Annotated in this window: 14 protein-coding genes; 10 read left to right on the top strand and 4 right to left on the bottom strand. The window is 54.8% G+C overall.

What is annotated here, in order from left to right; all coding sequences use genetic code 11:
• Positions 1–97 precede the first annotated feature (97 nt).
• From glnG to glnA, 3 genes are all read right to left on the bottom strand, one after another.
• The gene (gene glnG, locus A6U95_RS04950) at positions 98–1,510 is read right to left on the bottom strand and encodes a nitrogen regulation protein NR(I) (protein ID WP_065683704.1); all 1,413 of its coding nucleotides are present in this window, start codon (positions 1,508–1,510) and stop codon (positions 98–100) included.
• Between the two features lie 10 nt (positions 1,511–1,520).
• Entirely contained in the window at positions 1,521–2,570 is a 1,050-nt protein-coding gene (glnL, locus tag A6U95_RS04955; RefSeq protein WP_065683705.1) for a nitrogen regulation protein NR(II), read from the bottom strand.
• Positions 2,571–2,778: 208 nt separating this feature from the next.
• Positions 2,779–4,188: a glutamate--ammonia ligase gene (gene glnA, locus A6U95_RS04960; protein WP_024527823.1), complete on the bottom strand. Its 1,410-nt coding sequence runs from the start codon at positions 4,186–4,188 to the stop codon at positions 2,779–2,781.
• Between the two features lie 370 nt (positions 4,189–4,558).
• Here glnA and typA point away from each other — a divergent pair, with 370 nt between their 5' ends.
• From typA to A6U95_RS05000, 8 genes are all read left to right on the top strand, one after another.
• Complete coding sequence (typA, locus tag A6U95_RS04965) at positions 4,559–6,382, top strand: ribosome-dependent GTPase TypA (RefSeq protein ID WP_059199303.1); 1,824 nt, start codon at positions 4,559–4,561, stop codon at positions 6,380–6,382.
• Between the two features lie 165 nt (positions 6,383–6,547).
• On the top strand, positions 6,548–7,138 hold the full coding sequence (gene yihX / locus A6U95_RS04970; RefSeq protein ID WP_024482960.1) for a glucose-1-phosphatase: 591 nt from the start codon (positions 6,548–6,550) through the stop codon (positions 7,136–7,138).
• 50 nt (positions 7,139–7,188) lie between these two features.
• Positions 7,189–8,082 (top strand): virulence factor BrkB family protein, encoded by an 894-nt coding sequence (locus A6U95_RS04975; protein ID WP_065683706.1) that lies wholly within the window; start codon positions 7,189–7,191, stop codon positions 8,080–8,082.
• Positions 8,079–8,516: a D-aminoacyl-tRNA deacylase gene (gene dtd, locus A6U95_RS04980; protein ID WP_065683707.1), complete on the top strand. Its 438-nt coding sequence runs from the start codon at positions 8,079–8,081 to the stop codon at positions 8,514–8,516. The genes A6U95_RS04975 and dtd overlap by 4 nt, the downstream gene beginning before the upstream one ends.
• A gap of 21 nt (positions 8,517–8,537) precedes the next feature.
• Positions 8,538–9,485 carry a fatty acid biosynthesis protein FabY gene (gene fabY / locus A6U95_RS04985; protein ID WP_065683708.1) on the top strand — a complete coding sequence of 316 codons (948 nt, stop codon included), beginning with the start codon at positions 8,538–8,540 and terminating at the stop codon, positions 9,483–9,485.
• Between the two features lie 357 nt (positions 9,486–9,842).
• Positions 9,843–11,513, top strand: a complete 1,671-nt coding sequence (locus tag A6U95_RS04990) for a ShlB/FhaC/HecB family hemolysin secretion/activation protein (protein ID WP_065683709.1) — start codon at positions 9,843–9,845, stop codon at positions 11,511–11,513.
• A gap of 22 nt (positions 11,514–11,535) precedes the next feature.
• Positions 11,536–23,082: a hemagglutinin repeat-containing protein gene (locus tag A6U95_RS04995; protein WP_065683710.1), complete on the top strand. Its 11,547-nt coding sequence runs from the start codon at positions 11,536–11,538 to the stop codon at positions 23,080–23,082.
• A gap of 7 nt (positions 23,083–23,089) precedes the next feature.
• Positions 23,090–23,467: a barstar family protein gene (locus A6U95_RS05000; protein ID WP_065683711.1), complete on the top strand. Its 378-nt coding sequence runs from the start codon at positions 23,090–23,092 to the stop codon at positions 23,465–23,467.
• Between the two features lie 30 nt (positions 23,468–23,497).
• Here the strand turns inward: A6U95_RS05000 and A6U95_RS31400 are convergent, their stop codons facing one another.
• Complete coding sequence (locus A6U95_RS31400; RefSeq protein ID WP_241810626.1) at positions 23,498–23,815, bottom strand: type I toxin-antitoxin system SymE family toxin; 318 nt, start codon at positions 23,813–23,815, stop codon at positions 23,498–23,500.
• Positions 23,816–23,886: 71 nt separating this feature from the next.
• Here A6U95_RS31400 and A6U95_RS29605 point away from each other — a divergent pair, with 71 nt between their 5' ends.
• Positions 23,887–24,288 carry a deaminase gene (locus A6U95_RS29605; RefSeq protein WP_074423321.1) on the top strand — a complete coding sequence of 134 codons (402 nt, stop codon included), beginning with the start codon at positions 23,887–23,889 and terminating at the stop codon, positions 24,286–24,288.
• Between the two features lie 619 nt (positions 24,289–24,907).
• Complete coding sequence (locus A6U95_RS05020) at positions 24,908–25,996, top strand: hypothetical protein (RefSeq protein WP_065683714.1); 1,089 nt, start codon at positions 24,908–24,910, stop codon at positions 25,994–25,996.
• The last annotated feature ends 7 nt before the right edge of the window (positions 25,997–26,003 follow it).

Genomic DNA, 26,003 nt, shown 5'->3' on the forward strand with positions numbered 1-26,003 from the left:
TGTGGCTCTTCCCAAGAACAATGTAGCAACTGAGCGCAGGGGCAAATCAGTGGCACGTTCGGTCCCCCTCCTTTTGGGAGAGGGTTAGGGATATTATTTACTCCATGCCTAATTCTTTCAGCTTGCGCGTTAAGGTATTCCGGCCCCATCCCAACAAGCGAGCGGCTTCCTGTTTGTGCCCCTGGGTATGTCGTAGCGCGGTGGTGAGCAAGGTGCGCTCCATTTCCGGCTGAGCTTCGGACAACAGGTTTTGATGACCGGAACGTAACGCGCGGTCGGCCCACTGTGCCAACAACGTGGCCCAACTGTCCGGCAGGCCGTGGCTGCTGGCTTGCGGCGCGGCGGTTTCAAACAGTTCCGAGGGCAGATCCTGGATCAGTACTTCTTGCCCGGCGGCCATCACGGTCAGCCAGCGGCAGGTGTTTTCCAACTGGCGTACGTTGCCCGGCCACGGCAGGCGAGTGAGGGCGGTTTCGGTTTCCGGATGCAGGTTCTTCGCCTCCACCCCCAACTCTTTCGCGGCCACCTGTAGGAAATAGCGTGCCAAGCGTGGAATATCCTCACGGCGCTCACGCAGCGGCGGCAGATGTACGCGGATCACGTTCAGGCGGTGGAACAGATCCTCACGGAATTTGCCCTCTTGGACGCGCAACTCCAGGTTCTGGTGGGTGGCGGCAATGATACGCACGTCTACCTTCACCGGTGCATAGCCACCCACGCGATAGAACTGGCCGTCCGCCAACACGCGCAGCAAGCGGGTTTGTACATCCAGCGGCATATCCCCGATTTCATCCAGGAACAGCGTGCCACCGTCGGCTTGTTCAAAACGGCCCTGACGGATCTGATTGGCGCCGGTAAACGCCCCTTTCTCATGGCCGAACAGTTCAGATTCGATCAGGTCTTTGGGGATCGCGGCCATGTTCAGGGCGATAAACGGCGATTTGACGCGTGGGCTGTGGCGATGCAGCGCATGGGCAACCAGCTCTTTCCCGGTTCCCGACTCCCCGTTGATCAGCACGCTGATGGAGGAACGCGACAGGCGGCCAATAATGCGGAACACATCCTGCATTGCCGGGGCTTCACCAATAATATCGGCGACGGGATCGTTGGCAGGCTGGCTGCGAGCGGGTTGCTGCTGCTCTTGATAGTGGCTGATGGCACGCTCTACCAGCGCGACGGCTTCATCAATATCAAAGGGTTTTGGCAGGTAATCGAATGCCCCCTGTTGATAGGCGCTAACCGCCGCGTCCAGATCCGAATGCGCCGTCATTATGATGACCGGGAGCATCGGGTGACGCTGTTTGATCTGCTTGAGCAGCGCCAGGCCATCCATACCCGGCATGCGGATATCTGATAGCAGCACGTCGGGAGTTTGCGTGGCCAATGCTTCCAACACGGCATTGCCGTTGTCGAAGGTGACGCTGTTCACCCCGGCTCCGGTGAGCGCACGTTCGAGCACCCAGCGGATGGAGCTATCGTCATCGACGATCCAGACTATCCCTCGTTGCATAGCACAAACCTCACTGGCGAATAGGCAGGAAAACCGAGAATTCGGTGTGACCTGGCCAACTGTTAAATTCAATTTTTCCGCAATGCTGATCGATTAGATTACGGGCGATGGATAACCCCAGGCCGGTACCGCCTTCGCGGCCGCTGACCATCGGGTAGAACAGAGTGTCTTGCAACTGGGCCGGTACGCCCGGGCCGTCATCCTCAACATCGATCCGTGCCGCCAGCCGGTAACGGGTGCCGTGCAGGGTGATCTGAAACGCGGTACGAGTGCGCAGCGTGATGGTGCCACCGGTTTCGCTCAGCGCCTGCAATGCGTTGCGGGTGATATTGAGCAACACCTGCTCGATTTGATCGGGATCGTGCGCCAGCTCAGGCAGGCTAGGGTCGTAATCACGCACCAGCGTGACGTTATCGGGTTTTTCCAACGACACCAATTGGAAGACTCGTTCCGCTACCTGATGGATACTCTGGGTAATATGTTGGCCGGGGCGCTGTGGCCCTAGCAGGCGATCTACCAGATTACGCAGCCGATCGGCCTGTTCGATGATCACCTTGGTGTATTCCGTCAGCGAGGGGTCTGGCAAAGCTTTCGCCAGTAACTGCGCAGCACCCCGCAAACCGCCGAGCGGATTTTTGATTTCGTGGGCCAGGCCGCGCACCAGATCGCGAGCCGCAACCTGTTGAGCGTGCTGTAACTGCTCCTGGCTGAGGCGACGCTGATTGTCCATTGGGGCCAGCTCAAGCAAAATAAAACCATCTGGCAGCGCTTGAGCGGTCAGGGAGAGGATATGGGCGCGGCTGTCGACCACCAGGGTCACTTCGTTATCGGTAAAACCCTGACCAGCATGCAGGCTCTCGCGCATCAAATCGATATTCAGCGAAAAATAACCGAGTAAATCGGGCAGCGGTGTACCGAAAAGTTTACGAGAACTCTGTGCCAGCAGCTGTTGTGCCGCCGGGTTGGCGTAGTGGATCGCCAGTGTGTCATCCAACAGCAAAATGCTATTGATGAGAGAATTGAGGATCTGCCCAGCATCGGGCAGCTTGCCGGTTGCCATACAGCAGTCTCCTGCACCTTTTTAGTGCATCCATCCTACTCCATCCGCAACCATCACGGTATGAAATAGTTTTGCAGAACATACGGTGGAGAAAAAAGCCCATCCGAAGATGGGCTAAAAGTTTCCACGGCAACAAAAAAACGGCTTAGATAAATAGCGAGCGATGCGCCATCCGTAGACAGCGCGGGTAAGGCTTAAACGCTATGACTTAAACGCTGTAGTACAGTTCGAACTCAACTGGGTGTGGCGTCATGCGCACGCGATCCATCTCTTCTTTACGCAGTTCGATGTAGGCATCGATCGCGTCGTCGGTGAATACGCCACCGCGGGTCAGGAACTCACGGTCTTCGTTCAGTGCGGCCATTGCTTCATCCAGTGAGCCAGCCACTTTTGGAATTTCAGCTTCTTCTTCCGGCGGCAGGTCATACAGGTTTTTATCCATGGCATCGCCAGGGTGGATCTTGTTGATCACGCCGTCCAGGCCAGCCATCAGCAGTGCGGCGAAGCACAGGTATGGGTTAGCCGCTGGGTCCGGGAAGCGAGCTTCTATACGGCGCGCTTTCGGGCTGGCAACCACTGGGATACGGATAGATGCAGAGCGGTTACGGGCAGAGTAAGCCAGCATAACCGGCGCTTCGTAACCTGGGACCAGACGCTTGTAGGAGTTGGTGGTCGGGTTGGCCAGGGCGTTGATTGCTTTAGCGTGCTTGATGATGCCGCCAATGTAGAACAGCGCCATTTCAGACAGGCCGCCGTACTTGTCGCCAGCGAACAGGTTGGTGCCGTTCTTGGACAGTGACATATGGCAGTGCATACCTGAGCCGTTATCGCCGAACATCGGTTTTGGCATGAAGGTCGCGGTTTTGCCAAATGCGTGAGCCACGTTGTGAACCACGTATTTGTAGATTTGGATTTCGTCGGCTTTCTTGGTCATGGTGTTGAAGCGGGTGGCCACTTCGTTCTGACCGGCGGTTGCCACTTCGTGGTGGTGAGCTTCAACCACCAGGCCCATTTCTTCCATGGTCAGACACATGGTAGAACGGATGTCCTGTGAAGAGTCGACCGGTGGCACTGGGAAGTAACCGCCTTTTACTGCTGGACGGTGGCCTTTGTTGCCGCCTTCGTATTTGGTGCTGGTGTTCCAGGCGCCTTCGATGTCATCAATGCTGACATGGGAACCACGGATGCTGCTGCCAAAGCGCACGTCGTCAAACAGGAAGAACTCCGGTTCTGGCCCAAACAGCACGGTATCGGCGATGCCGGAAGAGCGCAGGAAGTCTTCAGCACGCTTGGAGATCGAACGTGGGTCACGATCGTAGCCCTGCATGGTGCCTGGCTCGAGGATGTCACAACGAATGATCAGGGTAGATTCTTCGAAGAACGGATCCAGAACCGCCGTGCTGGCGTCTGGCATCAGTACCATGTCAGATTCGTTGATGCCCTTCCAACCACCGATTGAGGAGCCGTCAAACATTTTACCTTCTTCGAAGAAGTCGGCATTTACCTGATGAGCAGGGATGGTGACGTGTTGTTCTTTACCCTTGGTGTCAGTGAAACGCAGGTCTACGAATTTCACTTCATGCTCATTCAGCATCGTCAAAACGTGTTCAGCGGACATACTTAACTCTCCCGGATTTATCGTTGTCATCGTCGTGGAACGAATCTGTGTAACTGGCCTGTTTTGCCTTGTGTAGACTAAAGCGAAAACTGTGCCAACTTTTAAAAAGCGAAAAAATCGCCGGTTTGTGCGGGTTTTGCTCATTGCCAGTATGCACCATTAGCGATGCAATGCACTATGGTGGTGCAAATAACCTGGGGTAGGGCACTAGAATGGTGCAAAACATCACCCATTGCTGCTTTTTGCACCGTGAAAGGGATCACAAACTAGCCTGTACACAGTTGTTTATAAGAGAGTGTTGTGATCTTGTTTAGTACCTCGCTTAATACGTGTACAATAGCGCGCTATTTCTAATGCCTGAGGCAAAGCTGTGATCGAAAATTTGCGTAACATCGCCATTATTGCCCACGTTGACCATGGTAAGACCACCTTGGTTGACAAGTTGCTGCAACAATCCGGTACTTTCGGAGAGCGTTCAGAAGCGACAGAACGCGTAATGGACTCCAACGATTTGGAGAAAGAGCGTGGGATTACCATCCTCGCAAAAAACACCGCCATTAATTGGAAAGACTACCGCATCAACATCGTAGACACCCCAGGACACGCCGATTTCGGCGGCGAGGTAGAGCGCGTGATGTCAATGGTCGACTCGGTGCTGCTGGTTGTGGATGCAATGGATGGCCCAATGCCGCAAACCCGTTTCGTGACCAAGAAAGCGTTTGCTAATGGTCTGAAACCGATCGTGGTAATCAACAAGGTTGACCGCCCTGGCGCGCGTCCTGACTGGGTTGTGGATCAGGTCTTCGACCTGTTCGTTAACCTGGACGCTACCGACGAACAGCTCGACTTCCCAATCATCTATGCATCCGCATTGATGGGTATCGCGGGTCTCGACCATAACGATATGGCCGAAGACATGACTCCGCTGTACCAGGCGATTGTCGATCACGTCTCTGCGCCGCAGGTTGAGCTGGAAGCACCTTTCCAGATGCAGATCTCGCAGCTGGACTACAACAACTACGTGGGCGTTATCGGCATCGGCCGTATCAAGCGTGGTAAAGTCAAGCCTAACCAGCAGATCACCCTGATCGACAGCGAAGGCAAAACCCGTAACGGTAAAATCGGTAAAGTGCTGACCCATATGGGTCTGGAACGTATCGAAGCCACCGTTGCCGAAGCGGGCGACATCGTTGCCATCACCGGCCTGGGCGAGCTGAACATCTCTGACACCATTTGTGATGTGAACGCGGTTGAAGCGTTGCCAGCACTGTCGGTTGATGAACCTACCGTAAGCATGTTCTTTAACGTCAATACCTCACCGTTCTGTGGTAAAGAAGGCAAGTTCGTGACTTCACGCCAAATCCTTGAGCGTCTGAACAAGGAACTGGTACACAACGTGGCGTTGCGCGTTGAAGAAACCGAAGATGCTGATGCATTCCGTGTTTCAGGCCGTGGTGAACTTCACCTGTCGGTTCTGATCGAAAACATGCGTCGTGAAGGTTTTGAACTGGCGGTTTCCCGTCCGAAAGTTATCTTCCGTGAAATCGATGGCCGCAAGCAAGAGCCGTTCGAGAACGTGACGCTGGACATCGAAGAACAGCACCAGGGTTCTGTGATGCAGGCGATGGGTGAGCGTAAAGCTGACCTGAAAAACATGGATCCAGATGGCAAGGGCCGTGTGCGTCTTGACTACGTGATCCCAAGCCGTGGTCTGATCGGTTTCCGTAACGAATTCATGACCATGACTTCTGGTACCGGTCTGCTGTACTCCACCTTCAGCCACTACGACGATGTGCGTCCGGGCGAAGTGGGCCAGCGTCAGAACGGCGTGCTGATCTCTAACGGCCAGGGCAAAGCGGTAGCGTTCGCTCTGTACGGTCTGCAAGATCGCGGTAAGCTGTTCCTGGGCCACGGTGCTGAAGTGTATGAAGGCCAGATCATCGGTATTCACTCACGTTCTAACGACCTGACCGTGAACTGCCTGACCGGTAAGAAACTGACCAACATGCGTGCATCGGGTACCGATGAAGCGACTACCCTGGTTCCGGCCATCAAAATGTCTCTGGAGCAAGCTCTGGAATTCATCGATGATGACGAACTGGTAGAAGTCACGCCAATCTCGATCCGTATCCGTAAGCGTCACCTGACGGAAAACGATCGTAAGCGTGCCAACCGCGGTCCTAAAGAAGCTTAATTCGCCGATTTAATCCGCAATACTTAGGGCGTGTCACAGCGCCCTGAGTTTTTTCCTCTGTCTTTCTCCCTTTCTGCGGCGCGCCATGCGCTTTTCACACTGCTCCCTGTTCAGCCTTAACTTTTCCCGTTACAGTGAAATCTCACTGGCGCATGGGAGAGGACTATGCTGTATATCTTTGATTTAGGTAATGTGATTGTCGATATCGATTTCAAACGTGTACTGGGCGTGTGGAGCAACCTGAGCGGCACACCGCTGGCGACGTTGTCCGAACGTTTTAGCATGGGTGAGGTATTCCAACAGCATGAGCGCGGCGAGATTAGCGACGAAGACTTTGCGGCAAAACTCTGTGAAGAAATGGGGATAGCGCTCAGCTTCGAGCAGTTTGCCACCGGCTGGCAGGCGGTGTTTGTTGCCCTGCGCCCTGAAGTGATCGAGATTATGCACCGTCTGCGCAACGAGGGGCATCGCGTGGTGGTGTTATCGAATACCAACCGCCTGCACTGTAATTATTGGCCTCAGCACTACCCTCAGGTCGCTGAAGCAGCCGATCACATGTATCTGTCGCAGGATCTAGGCATGCGCAAACCCGATGCCAACATCTATCAGCACGTACTGAAGGCGGAAAACACCCCGGCGGATCAAGCGGTATTCTTTGACGATGTGGCGGCGAACGTAGAAGCGGCCGCAGCGCTGGGGATCAAGGCGGTGCACGTCATCGATCGCCAGGTTGTACCGGCTTATTTTGCTCAATAATCACCGTACGTTAAGCTTAAGGCGTCCAGACTGACATTTAGGATGAAGCTATGTCGTTTTTCCGCCGCAAAAAGCTGCCATCGTCGATCAAACCCGGAATAACCTTCGGGCGGTTGCTGATTAAACGTATTGATGAGGATGGCCTGACCATGTTGGCGGGCCATCTGGCCTATGTCTCGCTACTTTCCCTGGTGCCGCTGATCACCGTGGTATTTGCGCTGTTTGCCGTTTTCCCGATGTTTGCGGATATCAGCGTGCAGCTAAAAAGCTTTATTTTCTCCAACTTTATGCCTGCCGCCGGTAACGTGCTGCAACGTTACCTGGAGCAGTTTGTTGCCAACTCCAGCAAGATGACCGCCGTGGGGATCTGCGGCCTGATTGTCACCGCGCTGCTGCTGATTTATTCGGTGGATAGCGTGTTGAACACCATCTGGCGCAGTAAGAACCAACGGCCGATCGTGGTTTCCTTTGCCGTTTACTGGATGGTGCTGACCCTCGGCCCGCTGTTGGTGGGGGCCAGTATGGCGATCAGCTCTTATCTGTTGTCGCTAAACTGGTTAGCGCAAACCGGCGTTAACAGCCTGGTGGATGAGGTGCTGCGCATCTTCCCGCTGATCCTGTCCTGGGTCTCTTTCTGGTTGTTATACAGCGTGGTGCCCACGGTACGCGTGCCTGCGAAAGATGCGCTGGTTGGGGCGCTGGTGGCAGGGGTGCTGTTCGAGCTGGGTAAGAAAGGCTTTGCGATGTATGTCACCATGTTCCCTTCCTACCAGTTGATCTACGGCGTGCTGGCGGTGATCCCGATTTTATTTTTATGGGTCTACTGGAGCTGGTGTATCGTGTTATTGGGTGCCGAAATTACCGTTACGATGGGCGAGTACCGTCTTTACCGGCAGCAGAAAGCAGAACAACAGCAAAAACAGGAGCAGGAAGGATCGTTATGATTGCGTTAATTCAACGGGTATTAAACGCCAGCGTTACGGTAGAAGGTAAGACGGTAGGCAAGATTGGCCCCGGTTTGTTAGTGTTATTGGGCGTCGAGCAGGACGATAACGAGCAAAAAGCCCAACGCCTGTGTGAGCGGGTGCTGGGGTATCGCATCTTCGGCGACGAGGATGACAAAATGAATCTCAACGTTCAGCAGGCTGGTGGTAGCCTGTTGGTGGTGTCGCAGTTCACCCTGGTTGCCGATACCCAGAAAGGCATGCGGCCGAGTTTTTCGCGCGGTGCGGTGCCGCAGGAGGCCGATCGGCTATACCGCTATTTTGTTGGGCAGTGCCAGGAACGTGGTATTGAAACCCAGACCGGTGAGTTTGCCGCCGATATGCAGGTGGCATTGGTGAACGATGGCCCGGTGACGTTCTGGCTGCAGGTTTAAAGATCACAAGAGAAGGCGTCTATGTATCACCTACGAGTACCCGTTACAGAACAAGAACTGAAAGACTATTACCAGTTTCGCTGGGAGATGCTGCGCAAGCCATTACACCAGCCGGTGGGTTCGGAAAAGGATGCCTACGACGCCATGGCGCACCATCAGATGGTGGTGGATGAGAACGGCCGGATTGTGGCGATTGGCCGTCTGTATATCAATGCCGATAACGAAGCCGCTATCCGCTTCCTGGCGGTTGATCCCACGGTGCAGGACAAAGGCCTTGGCACGCTGGTGGCGATGACCCTGGAGTCTGTAGCGCGCCAGGAAGGGGTAAAACGGGTGGTGTGTAGCGCCCGTGAGGATGCGGTAGACTTCTTTGCCAAGCTGGGCTTTATTAACCAGGGCGAAATCACTGCGCCGCAAACTACGCCGATCCGCCATTACCTGATGATCAAACCCGTCGCCACGCTGGACGATATTCTGCATCGCCCCGACTGGTGCGGGCAGTTGCAGCAAGCCTGGTATGAACATATCCCGCTTAGTGAAAAGATGGGGGTGCGCATCAGCCAATATACCGGCCAACGCTTTGTTACCACCATGCCGGAAGTGGGTAATCAGAATCCTCACCATACGCTGTTTGCCGGTAGCCTGTTCTCCCTGGCAACGTTGACCGCCTGGGGGCTGATCTGGCTGCTGCTGCGTGAGCGTCACCTGGGGGGCACGATTATTCTGGCAGACGCCCACATTCGCTACAGCAAACCGATCACCGGCAGGCCGAGGGCAGTAGCCGATCTTAGCTCACTGAGTGGCGATCTCGCCCGTTTGGCGCGTGGCCGCCGGGCGCGCGTGCAGGCAGAAGTGCATTTATTCGGTGATGACGACAAAGGGGCAGTATTTGAGGGCACCTATATGGTGCTGCCTGCCGAACCGGAAGAGCCGTTGGACAAGGGCGGTTCAGAGGCGATAGCGAGCTGAGCATCAAGCTCAGAATAAATTCTGTGACCAAACCTATCCAGGTGGGCGCTGCATGCTGCGCCCACTTAACGGGTTTGGCTTAATTGATGACTTAATCTGTCGTATAAATTGGGCACGGCTGCCGATTCTTTTTTTAATAAGAAAAATCCGCCTCTATTTAGCATAATTGACTGTTTAGTTTACATACAGCAAATAAAGTGCAGGCATTAAAACAGTTTCAGAATATTTACCCCGCCTCACTCTGAGATTTATGCCAATTACGATGCCTCTAAGTCCCGTACAGTCACGATCTCTTGCTTGTCTGATGCCGAATTATGTCGTTAGAATGCCGCAAAATCATTAAGGCGGTTTATCTGAATGGACTCAGTAGCTCAGCGGTTGGCAGTATCATTGTTGTTTCTTTCTCTCAGTTCGGCGGTTGGCGCCAATATGCTCAGCCCGGCGGATCGAGATACAATCCAACAGCAACAACGTGAATTGTTGCAGCAAAACCAACAACAACGTCAGGAATTGCAACGCAGCCTGACGCCGGTGCTGCCAAAAACGCCAGCAGCCACAGCCCCCGGCGGGCCGTGCTTCACCATTACGACCATTCGCCTTGAAGGTGCCAGCCATCTGCCCGCCCGTGCGCGGCAAGCCTTGACGCAACCCTATCTGCAACGCTGCCTGAATCTGGCCCAGATCAACACCTTGGTACAGCAGGTTTCCGATTGGTATATCGAAAGGGGCTATATCACCAGCCGCGCTTTTCTGACCGAGCAAGACCTGTCCCATGGGGAGTTAAAGCTGCTGGTGCTGGAAGGGCAGTTGGAGAAGATCTTGCTGGACCAACGGGATGACCGAATGCTGAAGATGGCGTTCCCCGGCCTGGTGGGCAACATCCTTAACCTGCGCGATATCGAGCAGGGCATGGAGCAGATCAACCGCCTGCGCCAGCAACCGGTGCAGATTGAAATCCTGCCCGGTAGCCAACCGGGCTATTCGGTGGTCAACCTGACCGCCAAGCCCGAGTTCCCGGTGATGCTGGGGCTGGGTTTTGACAACAGCGGGCAGAAAAGTACCGGCACCGGACAGATCAACGGCTCATTGACCGGCAATAACCTGCTGGGGCTGGCGGATCAGTGGTTTGTGACCGGCGCGCGCAGCAGCGATTTCGCCAACGATCACGATGCACGCAGCGTCCAGGCCGGTGTCAGCTTGCCTTATGGCTACTGGCTGATGGATTACAACTACTCCTACAGCGACTATCTCTCGACGATCGACAATCAGGGCTTTGACTGGCGATCCACCGGCGACAGCCAGACCCATCGCTTCAACGTTTCGCGCGTATTGTTCCGTAACAGTGATATGAAAACCGGCCTGGCGCTGGGCCTGACCCACCGTATCAACCGCAACTATCTGAATGACACCCGGCTGGACAGCAGCAGCCGTAAACTGACCAGCGTATCTCTGGGCGTGAGCCATAGCCAAAAACTGTGGGGCGGTTTTGCCACGCTTAACCCCTCCTACAGCCGTGGCGTTCCCTGGTTAGGCGCGGAAGATGACCGCGGCAAGGCCAGTGAAGCCCCTAAGGCGGAGTTTAATAAATACACGCTCTCCGGCAGCTATTACTTGCCGTTGGCGCAGAACTGGAACTACCTCACCAGCCTGTACGGCCAGTGGACGCCCGATCGCCTTTACGGCAGCGAGCGCCTGACCCTCGGCGGCGAAAGTTCGGTGCGTGGCTTCAAGGAACAGTATCTCTCTGGCGACAAAGGCGGCTACTGGCGTAACGAGGTCAACTGGTCGCCGTTCAGCCTGCCGTATCTGGGCGATATTTCCGTATTGGCTGCCGTAGATGGCGGTTATCTGCGCCACGACTCCGTGGACGCCTACGCTTCCGGCACGTTGTGGGGCGGCGCGGTGGGGCTAGGCAGCCGTAACCGCTATTTCAGCAGCCAATTTACCGTGGGCTGGCCGCTGGCGCATCCGAGTTGGTTAGAGCCGGATCGGGTGTCGATTTACTACCGTATTAACATCGTTCTTTAATTTACAGGGAAAGGTTTCAAGGATGACGCAAAAAGACGATCGGCCCATTCATGCCAGCCAGCGTTGGTTGAGCTATACCCTGTGCAGCTTGCTAGCCTGGCAGCCGTTGCTGCCCGCCTTGGCGAACGGTGTTAACGTCGCCGAAGGGAATACCCGGCTCGATCAGGCTGGCAATGGCGTGCCGGTGGTCAATATCGCTACGCCTAATCAGGCGGGCATTTCCCATAATAAATACAATGAATTCAACGTGGGCAAAGAGGGGCTGATCCTCAATAACGCCACCGGGCAGCTCAATCAGACCCAGCTTGGCGGCCTGATCCAGAACAACCCCAATTTGAAGGCCGGGCAGGAAGCCCAAGGCATCATCAACGAGGTTGTCGCCCCGAACCGCTCCCAGTTGCAAGGCTATCTGGAAGTGGCGGGCAAGCAGGCCAACGTGATGGTTGCCAATCCTTACGGTATCACCTGCGATGGCTGTGGCTTCATCAACACCCCGAACGCGACGCTGACCACCGGTAAACCGGTGTTAGGGCCGGACGGCAAACTGCAGGCGTTGGAAGTCACGCAAGGGGCGATCAGCATTCAGGGCAAAGGTCTGGATGCCAGCCAGAGCGGGAAATTTGCCCTGATTGCCCGTGCCACCGAGATCAACGCCCAACTGTATGCCCAGGATGCCACCATTACGCTGGGTGCTAACCGTGTGGATGCACAGGGTAATGCAACCCCGATTGTGGGCCAGGGCGAAGCGCCTAAAGTGGCGGTCGATACCGGTGCGTTGGGGGGCATGTATGCCAACCGAATCCATCTGGTTTCCAGCGACAAGGGCGTTGGCGTCAACCTAGGTAACCTCAATGCCCGTGCCGGGGATATCACCCTGGATGCCAACGGCAAATTGACGCTCAATAATTCGCTGGCACAAGGTGGTGCATTAACGGCGACAGGGCAAAGTATCAGCATGTTGGGCGACCACAAGGCCACCCAGTCCATTACGTTAAACAGCCAGGGGGATCTCTCCAAGCAGGGCGGCACGCTGGTCAGTGACCAGAATATCGCTCTCACCAGCGGCGGTGCGTTGCAGATGAGCAGCGGCAAACTGACCGCTGGCAACGATGTCAGCCTGCGGGCTCGTGACGCGCGGGTGGACAGTTCGAGCCAGATTGATGCTGCCCGCCATGTCGACATGACGTTGTTCAATAGCGGCATGACGCAGGGGCAAGTGACTGCCGGGCAAAACCTCACCCTCAGCGGTGCCAGCTTGGTCAACAGCGGCACGCTGGCGGCCAATGGGGCGATACAAAGCACTCTCTCCCATCTGGGGAATAGTGGAACCGTTCAGAGCCAGGGAAACCTGTCGCTGAACGGTCAGTCTCTCACCAACAGCGGCAAGATACTGAGTGGGGGATCGCTGGCCGTCACCAGCCAGACGTTGGATCAAGATGGCACCTTGAGTGCTAAAGGCAAAGCCGATCTTAACGTCAGCGATACGTTGCGAAATGGCAGTTACGGCGAGTTGTTGAGTGACGACAGCCTGACGCTGTGGGCTGGAACGCTGCAACAGAACGGCCTGCTCTCCGGCGCGACGGGGTTAACCCTCAACAGCGATACGCTGACCACGGCGGCAGATGCTCTCACCACCAGCCAAGGCAAGATCACGGTTAACGCGGGTAACGCCACGTTAGGCGGGGAATGGAATGCGGGGGGCGATCTGGCCTGGCATGGTACGACGTTGAACACGCAGCCGGGCGCTCAGATACAAAGTGGGGGCAATCTCACCCTCCAGGCACAACAAGCCACGCTGGCGGGTACCCAAACGGCGAAAGGGGCATTAACGGTAGAGGCGGATTCACTGCTGCACAGTGGTAAAAGCCATGCCGCAACCCTGGCCCTGAAGGCGGACACCCTGACAAACCAGGGCACGCTGGTCGCTCCTGTCTTGAAGATTAACAGCCAAACGCTGACCAACAGCGGCTTGCTACAAGGCAGCCAGACCCTGGAGCTTATCGCCCGCCTGATGGACAACCAGAAGGGCGGCACCGTGTATACGGCCAATGCCCTTTCGCTGGCTATCCCGACGCTGAAAAACGCCGGGCTGATCACCACCGATCGGGATTTGGTGCTCAGTGGCGATCAACTGCTCAACAGCGGTGAAATCAATGCCGTGAACCTGACGGCCAAAACCCTGCAAGTTGATAACCAGCAGAGCGGTTTGCTGTTGGCGAAAGATAAGCTGTCACTGAACGGTATGGCGTTGTCCAATGCCGGGCAACTGGCTGCCGATCAACTGATCCTGAACACCAACAGCATCGCCAATAGCGGCACGTTGCAGGGTGACAGCGCCCTTGCTATCAAGGCTGTGGAAGCCACCAATCGTGGGCGTGTACTCACCGGCGGTTCGCTAAACCTGATTGCAGACACCTTGACCAACGCCGGGACGATGCAGGCGGTCCTGATGGTCTTGTCACTGGCCAAACAGTTCAGCAACCAGCAAAACGGCACCGTCAACGCGAGCGGCTCCTTAGCGCTGGCCACACCTCAGTTCAGTAATGATGGCCTGCTGGCCGCAACGACGCTGACCCTGGATACCACGGCCCTGTTCAATACGGGGACACTACAAGGCAGCCATCAGCTCAATATCGGCACCTCCACGTTAGACAACCAGCTCGGTAGTGTTTTACTCAGTGGCGGAGCACTGACAATACGGGCAGATTCGCTGACCAATAGCGGATTGCTTCAGGGCCAGACACTGGATCTGTCCACCCAGGAGTGGTTTAACAACGGCAATGCGCTGAGTGAACAAACGGCAAACCTGGTAGTCGCCAATACGTTGACCAACCAAGGGAAGATCCTCGGCCAGCAAGGGATGACTGTCTCTGCGGGCTCAGTGGACAACGCAGGATGGCTGGCGGCCACCGTGCTCTCCGTCGTGGGCGACGTTATCAACAAGGGGCTGGTGCAGGGTAGCCAATCCCTGCAACTTTCCGGTACTCATCTCAATAATGCTGCCACAGGCCAAATGTTATCGAGCGGGGCGTTACGCCTTGAAGGCCAACAGTTGGTTAACCAGGGCGCTCTGCAAGGGCTACAACTGGCGGTGAAAGCCCAGACCTGGCAGAACGGTGGCAGTGCCCAGGCGCAAGATCGCCTGACGGCAGACCTGACCGGTGACATGCTCAACAGTGGCCTGTTGCTGAGCCAGGATCGGATTGACCTCACGGCGGCCCATATTCTGAACCAGGGTACCCTGGCGGCAGACAAGGTGGTATTGACCGCGCCACAGCTGACCAACAGCGGCCTGTTACAGGGCAACAGCCATCTGCAACTGGCTATCCCCACTATCAGTAACCTTGCCAGCGGGAAACTGGTCAGCGGCGGTGCGCTGGAGCTGGCGCTCGATCAACTGGACAACGCTGGCCTATTGCAGGTGAATGATGATTTGTCTCTCACCGGCCTGCAATTCACCAACCAGGGCAGCATCCTGGCGAACAACCTGAATCTGGATGTGCAGGGTGGCTTGGTAAACCAGCAAGGCGGCCAACTGGTGGCCCGTGAAAATGCCACTTTCCGCAGCCAATCGGTGAACAATGCCGGGGTATTGGCGGGCAATACGCTGGCGGTGGATAGTGGCACCGTGACTCACAGCGGCATCATGCAGGGCAATGCCGGGCTGACTCTGAACAGCACCGCGCTGAACGTGCTGGCCGGTGCACAACTGCTGAGCGATGGTGAGCTGGCAATCAACGGTGGCGCAGTCACCAACGCCGGATCCTGGCAGGGGAATAGCCTGACCTTCGGTGTCGACAGCCTGGATAACAGCGGATCGATGAGCGCGCGCTCAAACCTGACCGGTACGGTGTTCAATACGCTGCAAAACAGCGGACAGATGGGAAGCCTGGGGACGCTGAACCTGAGCGGCGACTATCTGACCAACAGCGGCAAGCTGGTGGCCAGCCGGTTGATGCTGGATGCCGCTACGCTGAATAACACGGGATTATGGCAAGGTAGCGAGTGGCTGAATGCCCACGGTGATACGCTGACGCTGGGTGCGTCAAGCCGTACGTTGGCCGGGGGCGCGTTATCACTGAATGCCGGGCAACTGAGCTCAGAGGGGTTGGTTCAGGGTGGACAAACCCACGTCACTGCCACTAGCTGGTTGAACCGTGGCAGCCTGCTGGGGAGCGATTCTCTAGCCGTCAACGTCACTGATGAACTGGTGAATGAAGGGTCACTGCTTAGCCAGGGTAACAGCGAAATACAGGCGCAGACGCTGACCAATAACGGTGCCGTCCTGAGTGACGGAAGTCTGTCTTTGGCGGGCGCTACGTTGAATAACCAAGGTGCCGTACAGGGTAACATCCTCAGTCTGACGCAGAACTTGGTGAATAACGCAGGTACGCTGATCGGTCTGCAGTCGCTGACGTTAGGTATTCAGGCATTCTCCGTCCCGTTGTTGACGCTGGTGAACGGCAGCCAGGGCTCACTCCTGACGCAGGGAACGCTTTCTGTTAATGGCAGTACGGTGACCAATGACGGCCGCTGGCAGGGGCAACAGATCCTGCTGAATGCTCAGATGTTGAATAACAGTGGCTCAATCCAGAGTGCGGATGCGTTGCAAATGGCTCTGTCTGGGGCATTGAATTCGACGGCTGGCAGCAAAATTACCGCCAATGGTGCAGCTGCATTACAGGCACAGTCGTTGACCAACGCCGGGCAGTGGCTGGCAAAAAATCTCACCCTACACGCTGACACCCTGAATAATCAGGGCGAAATCAGCGGCGTTGACGGCCTGACGGTCGCGCTGAGCGGGGATTTCACCCAACAGCAAGATACAACCCTGCTGACGGCGGGTGACCTGAAACTGGATGCGGCCTCGGTCACCAACCTTGGGCGTATCCAGGGGAACGGCGTGTGGGTTAACGGCGGTACGTTAACCAACAGTGGGCGAGTACAAGGTGAAACAGGCTTAACGCTGAACCTTACCGGTGGGTTGACCAATAACGCCACGGGTACCCTTCTCAGCCAGAACGCACTCGCCATTACCTCGCCGTACTGGGTCAACAGCGGCCTGATACAAAGCGGTGCTGACAGCCGGTTCGAGGGGACGATATCAGGGCGTAATGACGGAAGCCTGCTTGCTGGCTCCGATCTGTCACTCCATGGCTCGCAATTTACCAACACCGGTTGGCTACAGGCTGGCTCCCTGTTACTGAATGCGGATGCGTTGGACAACAGCGGTACCTTACTGGCAGAACTGCAGGGAACGTTGACCGCAGGCAGCCTGAACAATCAGGGCACGATCCAGGGAAGCAACCTGGCGTTGAATACCCAGCAACTGACTAACGGTGGCACGCTGCTTGGCACCTCCGGGCTTGGCATCCATGCCGGTCAGGTGGCGCTACAAGAGACAGGGAAAATGTTCAGCGGGGGCGATTTACTGCTGAGCAGTGGCGATTTTGATCAACGTGGCCAGGTCGTGGCATTGGGTAATCTGACGCTGCAACTGGTGAGCGCCTTTACCAACCAGAATGTGATTGCCGCAGGCCAGAGCCTGAACGTTAACAGCCAGGGGGCGTTGACCAACCAAGGCACTCTACAGGGGCAGAGCATCAACCTCACGGCGTACGGCATCTTGACCAACAACGGGCAAATCACCGGCGGAAGTGGGGTTAGCACCCTCAATGGCAGCTCCATTGCCATGAATGCGGTCGGAACGCTGCAATCAGGGGGCGACGTAACCCTGAACAGCCAGAGCGATATCACCGTTGACGGGTTTACCGGCACGCTGGGCTCGATGACGCTGAATGCGGCTGGCAGCCTGATTAACACCGCCTTGCTGTATGCCGGTAACAACCTGTACCTGCTGGCCAACAGCATCAAAAACCTGCGTGGTGACATCCTGGCGGGCAACAGCCTGTGGATGCAGCGTGATATGGCGGATAATGCCAACGCCGAGGTAGTGAACAGTTCCGGCACCATCGAGACGCAATATGGTGATATCACCATTAACACTGCCCATTTGCTGAATCAGCGCGATGGGCTGAGTGTGGTTAGCTCTGAAAGCAGCGCACCACAGTATTCCTGGGTGACAGATTTTGAGGCCAAAATACCGTTAACCTTCTTCAACAAAGGCGACTACGGCTATGTCATCAAGTCCTGGGAATCGGGCGGCGGCAGCCCTGGCCACGGAGCGTCTCCGACAAGGTATTACAGTTCAACGCCAACGCCTTATCTTAACCAACGGATTAAGGAGTTTGCCTCTGGCGTTTCGACGGTCACCGTCACGGCAAACGGTGGCGCAGCCCGTATCGCGGCCGGGCGTGATCTCAGCCTTTATGCCGGCCAACTGGACAATCAGGCCAGCAATATTCTAGCCAACAACAATGCCTATCTTTCAGGGAGTAACCTGAATAACCAATCCTGGTTCTCGGGCAGTGAAACCCGCTATCAAACGTATCAGTATGGTTATGGCCTGAGCACAGTTCCGGTGCCAGAAACCAGTGTTTCTAAAGGGGAGATTACATCCAACTACATCGTCTACACGGCGACGGGCGAAGTACGCTATGAACGTGGAGAAGGTGAAATCTACCGCGCCGTTATTCAGGCTGGCGGTAACGTCTCGGCAAACTTTGCTAATGACATCAGTAATACCAACACCTTGGCTAACGCGGGTGGAGTAAGCAATACCCTTGCTACGCCTACGCTCAGTACCCTGAGCCAACAGACTATCGGCGGTGCCGTAGAGAAACAGGCGCTGTCTGCCGGTGATAAGGCAGCGGTCAATTCGCCTGAATGGCAAGACAGCCTGCAAAATGCCCTGCAACAGATTAACGGGGGAAGCGGCCTGGATAACGTTACCCCTGAGCTCACCGGGTTAGGAAAATACAGCGACGCTGGCCAGGGCAGCGCCAATCTGGGGGATGGCGCCAAGTTACAAAACACCACCACCGATGGCAAGGACCTGATCGGCACGGAGGGTAAGGCCTTAAACCCGTATCAAGGCAAAACGGTCGATACCAGTGCGTATCCTCTGCCTACGGGCGAGAACGGTTATTTTGTAGCGTCCACCGATCCGGACAGCCCGTATCTGATCACCACCAACCCGAAACTTAACGGCCTGGGGCAACTCGATCCGAGCCTGTTTGGCGATCTCTACGCGCTGCTGGGGATCAACCCAGGCCAGAGCCCGCGTGAAACCAACGAACAGTTCACGGTAGAAGACAAATTTATCGGCTCTTCCTATTTCCTGGACCGCCTAAACCTCCACCCGGATTACGATTACCGTTTCCTGGGGGATGCGGCCTTTGACACCCGTTACGTCAGCAATGCAATGCTCAATCAGACGGGGAGCCGCTATCTGAACGGGATCGGTTCAGACCTGGAGCAGATGCAAACCCTGATGGATAACGCCGCTAAGGCGCAACAATCGCTGGGGCTGAAGTTTGGGGTTTCGTTGACGGCGCAGCAGATCGCCTCGTTGGATCACAGCATCTTGTGGTGGGAAGCGACCAGCATCAATGGCCAGACGGTGATGGTGCCGAAGCTTTACCTGTCACCAAAGGATGTGACGATCAATAACGGCAGCGTGATTGCCGGGAAAAATGTCTCACTCACCGCCGGTAATATCACCAACAGTGGCAGCACGCTGACCGCACAGAACGCGCTGACGCTCGATAGCCAGAACAGCATCAGCAACCTCAATGCAGGCCTGCTCAATGCGGGCGGCAACCTGCAACTGAGCGCGATTGGCGATATCAATAATATCGGCTCAATCATCAGCGGCAAATCGGTGCAGTTGGAAAGCCTTGATGGCAGCATCATCAACCAGACGCTGACTAACCAGTGGAATACCCAGGGTTCCCTGGGGGGCTGGATGCCACAAAGCCTGTCGCTGTCACGCACGGAAATCGGCGATATCGGCACCATCCAGGCCTTGGACAGCTTGAGCCTGAGCGCTGGCAACAACATCGATATTCTGGGGGCCAAATTGACTTCCGGTGGTGCGATGGATCTGCTGGCGGGGGGCGATATCAACGTCTTGGCCAACACCACCTACAGTGCCGATAAATATCAGGGCTGGCGGAACGTAAGAGAGAGCGAAACTCACAGCAGCCAGGGTAGCGAAATTAGCGCTGGTGGGCCGCTGACGGTTGATGCAGGCCGTGATGTCAACGTGAAGGCCAGCCAGGTTGGCAGCCAGAGTGATACTACCCTAATAGCTGGGCGCGATATCAACCTGCAAACGCAGGAAGCGAGCACCCGGCAGAAAGATAACGGCACCGAACAGCGCAGTAACGATGCCACGCGCACCACCCTCACCAGCGGCGGCGATTTAACGCTGGATGCCGGCCGGGATGTGAACTCGCAGGCCGCAGCAATGGTGGCGGACAACAACGTCAACCTGAACGCCGGGCGTGACGTAAACCTCTATACCCAGCAAACCAGCGAATACCGCGAGAGCAAGGAAGGTAAACGCCAGCAGGTGGATGAGTCTATCCGTCAGCAAGGTACTGAAATTGCCAGCCGGGGCAACACCACGATTCGCGCCGATCGAGATGCCACCTTGAATGCGGCACAGGTGCAGGCCAGCGGTGATGTGGCGGTAAACGCCGGACGCGATCTGACGCTCAACAGCGCCACCGAAAGTGACTACTCCTTCTTCGAAGAAACCAAGACCAAGAAAGGGTTCCTGTCGAAGACCACCACCCACACGGTGCGGGAAGATTACGCCACGCAGGAAAAAGGCACGCTGCTGAGCGGCGACAATGTGTCGCTGTCTGCGGGTAACGATCTGACGGTGAAGGGATCTTCGGTTGTGGGTGACGGCAAAGTTAACCTGCAAGCGGGTAACAACGTCGAGATCGTAGCGGCGACGGAAGAACAGTCCAGCTACCGGTTGGATGAGAAGAAAAAGAGCGGACTGATGGGCACCGGTGGTATCGGGGTGACGATTGGTAGCTCCAGCTCTCGCCATCAGGTGAACGAAGACGGTACGACGCAGAGCCAGAGTGTGAGCACCATCGGCTCAACCGGTGGCGATGTGAATATCGTTGCGGGTGGCAAGGCACATATCGGCGGTGCGGATCTGATTGCCGGTAAAAATCTCAACGTTACTGGCGACAGCGTCGTTATCGAACCGGGGCATGACCTACGTACGGTAGAAGAGCGGTTTGAGCAGAAGCAGAGTGGCCTGACGGTGGCGTTGTCCGGTGCGGCAGGTGCAGCGGCCAACTCAGCGATAGCGGCAGCGCAGAGTGCCAAAAGTGAAAGCGATGGCCGTTTGGCCGCCTTGCAGGGCACCAAAGCCGCGTTGTCCGGGGTGCAGGCAGGACAGGCCGCTGTGTTGGAGAATACCAAGGGTAATGCAGGTAATGCGATTGGTATCAGCCTTTCTCTGGGGGCCCAAAAGTCTTCATCCACGCAAAAACAGGTCTCTGATAATGTCACCGGTTCGACGCTGACGGCGGGTAATAATCTGTCGGTGACCGCAACTGGCAAAGGCAGCGGTGCCAACAGTGGCAATGTGGTGATTGCGGGTAGCCAGTTGAAAGCGGGTGGTGATACCACTATCGATGCCTCTCGCGACATCTTGCTTGCCGGGGCGGCTAATTCCCAACAGCAGACGGGGAGTAACAAGAGCAGCGGCGGTGAAATCGGTATCGGCCTGAGCCTGGGTAAAGACACGGGTATTAAGGTGTTCGCCAACGTCAACGCTGGCAAAGGCAGTGAGAAAGGCACCGGTACGCAGTGGACAGAGACAACCATCGACAGCGGTAAGACGCTTGCCATGAATAGCGGGCGCGATACTACCCTGGCCGGTGCACAGGTCAGCGGTGACAAGGTGGATGTTGACGTAGGACGCAACCTGACGCTCTCCAGCCAGCAGGACAGCGATCTCTACGACATGAAGCAGCAGAACGCCAGTGCGGGTGGCAGCTTCACCTGGGGCTCGATGAGTGGTTCTGGCTACCTGAACCTGAGCCAGGACAAGATGCACAGCAACTACGACTCGGTGCAGGAGCAGACCGGGATCTTTGCGGGCAAGGGGGGCTTTGACGTTAAGGTCGGCGAGCATACCCAACTGGATGGCGCGGTAATCAGTTCAACGGGCACGGCGGACAAAAACAGCCTGGATACCGGGACACTGGGCTTCAGTGACCTGAACAATAAGGCGGACTACAACGTCGAACATGTCGGGGTCGGGATAAGCGGTGGTGGTGACTTTGGTGGTAAGGAGTTCCAGGGCAACCTGGCGGGCGGGATGCTATCGGGCCTGAACGGCAGCGGCCATGCTAGCGGCACCACGCAGGCGGCGGTGAGCGAAGGTAACATCACTGTTCGTGACAAAGACAACCAGCAACAAAATGTCGCCGACCTGAGCCGGGATACGGAGAATGCCAACGGCAGCATTGCGCCGATCTTCGACAAGGAGAAAGAGCAGAACCGGTTGAAACAGGCGCAGTTGATTGGCGAGATCGGCGGGCAGGCAGCGGATATCATCCGCACGCAGGGTGAGATAAACGGGCTGAATGCGGCGAAAGCCGATCTGGCGAAAGATGGCAAACTGCCGCCGGAACCGGGAAAAAATGCCAAGCAGGAAGAGATTGACCAGTACGTCAGCATCCTGAAAGACACTGCAGCGTATAAAGAGGCCATGAAGCAGTATGGTACGGGCAGTGACTTGCAGAAAGCGGCGCAGGCGGTAACGGCTGCATTGCAGGGGTTGGCAGGGGGAAATATCTCCCAGGCTCTTGCTGGTGGTTTGAGCCCGTACGCGGCCGAGCAAATCAAGAAGTATACCGGTACGAATGAAACGGCCAACGCGCTTGCCCATGCGGTGTGGGGGGCGATAGCGGCACAAGTGAGTGGCAACTCGGCAGCCGCGGGTGCTGCGGGGGGCGCTGGTGGTGAATTGGCTGCGCGTTATCTGGCAGAAAAGTTATATGGTGCAGACACGCCGGAAAAAATTGCTAAACTGAGTGAGGAGCAGAAGCAGAGTCTCAGTGCGCTATCGACGCTGGCAGCAGGTTTAGCTGGCGGCGTGACAGGTGATAGCACCGCTAACGCTCTGGCGGGTGCTCAGGCCGGTAAGAATGCGGTGGAGAATAATGCGCTGGGCAAATGTACCCCGCTGACGTGTAAGGCGATAGTTGACCCGTTAGAAGGTGGCGGCGGTATTATCGGCGGCGGTGGTAGAGGCGGTGGAGGTTCCACGAAACCAGCTAATACAGCCAATGCAGCCAAAGAGCCTGTTCGTTTTATCGAAGGTGTTACAGTAAAAGATATAAAAACAGGGCAAACATTTTCTGGAACTGTGGATTTAAAACCCACACTTGACCGAATTGCTAGCGGTGGAACGAATCCACATAGAAACGATGGTTCAGTATTCAAAAATCTACCTGACCGAACAACAGGAAAATCTGGCTTGCCCACACAATCTACTGGATATTACAAGGAATATGTTCATCCAACTCCGAATATATCAGGGCCAGGACCTCAACGAGTCATTGTCGGGCAAAATGGCGAGGCTTACTATACGAATGATCATTATAAGACGTTCATAAAAATCAGGTGATTATGTGATGGGTGTTTTTAAATTTGCAAATAAATCAGTATGTTATGATGGTGGTGAGGTGTTTGTGGCTAGGGTGGATCCAACCATAGCTGATACTGACGAGTTGCTAAGATCTCTTTATTACTTACTTTGGCTTCCTGGGTATTTTGGTCTCAACTGGAACTCCCTCTATGATTGTTTGCGCGATCTAGATTGGATTAGTGAAAATAAAATAATGATCGTGCATGAGTCATTGCCGAGCATTCCTGATTCTGACTTGTGTATATATTTAGAGGTATTAAAAGATTCAGTCTTAGATTGGAATGATGATGAAAGGCATCAACTAGAGGTTGTTTTTCATGAGAAAGATAAAGAAAAAATCGAAAGGTTATTACCATCTTGCTAGCACTATTAACTGAATGAGAGATCCCGGCTTTTAAGCCCTGAACCCTCCATCTTCCCGCCGCTGCAACCGGATCACACCGGGTGCGGTGGTGATCTCCAGTTGTGCCACATCGGTGATCCCGGACTCAATGATCCAGTCTCCGGCGATGATCAGCTCGCCGTTCTGCCGTACCCAATCCGCCCCCAGATCTTGCTGCTGTTGGCTGGCTTCGCACAGTGCGTTCCAGGTGGCCGCATCGGTGACGGGGGTGATCCACAGGCCATCGGGCCGCAGCGTGAGCTGTAATGGTGTGCCAGGGGTAAAACCCAGCTTGGCCAGAATGCCGCCGTCGATCGTCAGCTCCGGGATCGGTTAGTGTGTGAAGGTAATGTTCATGATGCCCCCTTGTCGATATAGCGCCGGAATCTGCAAATCCTAAAGTGACAGCAGAGTTAACTGACTCACAAACAGGTACAATCTTTACCGATACGAACCAAGGCGGTAGGCCTGACTTTTTCCTGGGTGATGCAAGTCGACCAACACTGATTAACGAGAGGATTGTTGCAAAAATTGAAAGTGAAGGTAGAACCTTCCCAAATGGAAATATGGCGACAGCTCATGCGGAAGTTGGTGTTATTCAGCAAGCTTTCGAACAAGGTATCATTAAAGGTCGTGATATGACATTAACAGTATCACTAGAGCCTGTGTGTGGTTTTTGCAAAGGTGATATTGCTGCAATGGCGGATAAAGCAGGTTTGAAATCTTTGACAATAGTCGAAGAAAAAACCAACACGATCCTATATTGGCAGCCTGGTATGAAATCCATCAAGGAGAAAAACTAGAGATGTTCTTATCCCTAAAATGGACCCTCAATAGTCAGGGCGGGAAAAAAAATCACCTACATGGGAAGAGGTTGAAGGATACCTAAGTAAACTAGAAGGCAAAGCAGGAACTCTGACTCTTGATATCCTTGATGGTGCAGACGTTGGGCCTGATATGCTTCAGGTAAGAGCAGAGAATGGTAATTATATGCTGACTCTTGGTGAAGAAACAGATGATGATTACAGGGTACGGTTTTACTGGGATCAATCCCTATCTAATTGTAAGTTATTGATACTTGGTGATTATTGGCCTGAACGACAACTAACAAAAGACTTTGAACTTGTTGTCAGGGTGTTTAAAGAGTTTTTCGATACTGGCAATGTGTCAGCGGATATTTTGAACTGAGATAAGAACCCCGTTCAATTGGCAGGGGTTCTTATACATTGAAAATTATCACCTTCCGCGGCTGCAACCGGAACACACCAGGTACGATGTTGTGGTTGGTTGCTCTTTAACAGCGTTGGGGGAAAATGGCGTAACGGGCTGAAAAAACGCGTCTGGGGAAAAATTGCCCGGGCCAAAATGCACAGGGAAAAATCGGTTGTAAATTGCTGAGTATGCTAGGAAAAATTCTGTTAGATGGCTGACTCCGCACAGGATAAAGTTGTTGTGGAGAATAACTTCCTTAGCCCACAACAAGCCGAAACACTGAATAAATCCATCGAGGATCAGAAAGCCGGTAAAAACCTGTTAGAAGCTTCACAGAATATCGTCAGGCTGACGAATGAAGATCGAGCCAGCAATGTGTTGCTGCAACAGTTCCAATCAGGCCAACCACTGACAGAAGGCCAGAAGCAAGAGCTAGCTGGATTACTTAACCAGTATGGTTATGAACTTCAGTCTATGTACGGGTATACCCCACAGCAAGCGGCTGACGCTATTCAGTCACTGGTCGCAGGCAAAGCGTTTGTTGCCTCCACAGGAGATACCAAAGCGTATAACGAGGCACTGAGTTATCTGAAAGGGTACAGCGTACAATCCGGCCAGGCTGCATTAGGAACCGATGCTTTACTCGCTTTGCCCGGTGCTCCGGGGATTATTGCTCGTTCAACTCTGGCAGCAGGCGGGGGTTATCAAACCGGTACTGGAATCGGCCAGGTAGTTGATGGCAACTACGGAGAAGGTGCACTAAATATCGGCTTAGGGACAGCGGCAATCTTTGGTGGAGTTGCGGGAAACAATGTTATAGGCAAAGCAGATGGAGCAATAGCGCCACCGGGTAACTCTACCATATGGCAAACCGGCACTATCGGTAATGTGATTGCGAAATCTGAGGGTGCTTTAACGGGGCCTGTCACCAAGATGGAATCAGGGATGACGAAGGAGAATATCCGCTCGCTGAACCGGGAAAATGAGAGTGCTCAAATTCTTTCACAATCAGGGTTTTATGTGGAGCAGAACCCTTCTATAGCTGGAAGGAAAAATCCGGATTACCGGATTAATGGCGAGATCTTTGATAACTATGCTCCTAGTTCTAGCAGTGTTAGGAATATATGGTTTGGTGTTAAAGAAAAAATTGACTCGGGGCAAACAACAAATGTTGTTATTAATATGAGTGATACAAAAGTGTCAATTCCTGCATTGCAACAACTCACTAAGTGGCCAATAATGGGGCTTGAGAAGGTTATTGTTGTTGATAAATCAGGCAATACTATAAGGATTAAGTGAGGGGATT

Origin of the sequence: Serratia sp. 14-2641 (assembly GCF_001692375.1) — a bacterium.
GTDB classification, from domain to species: Bacteria; Pseudomonadota; Gammaproteobacteria; order Enterobacterales; family Enterobacteriaceae; genus Chania; species Chania fonticola_C.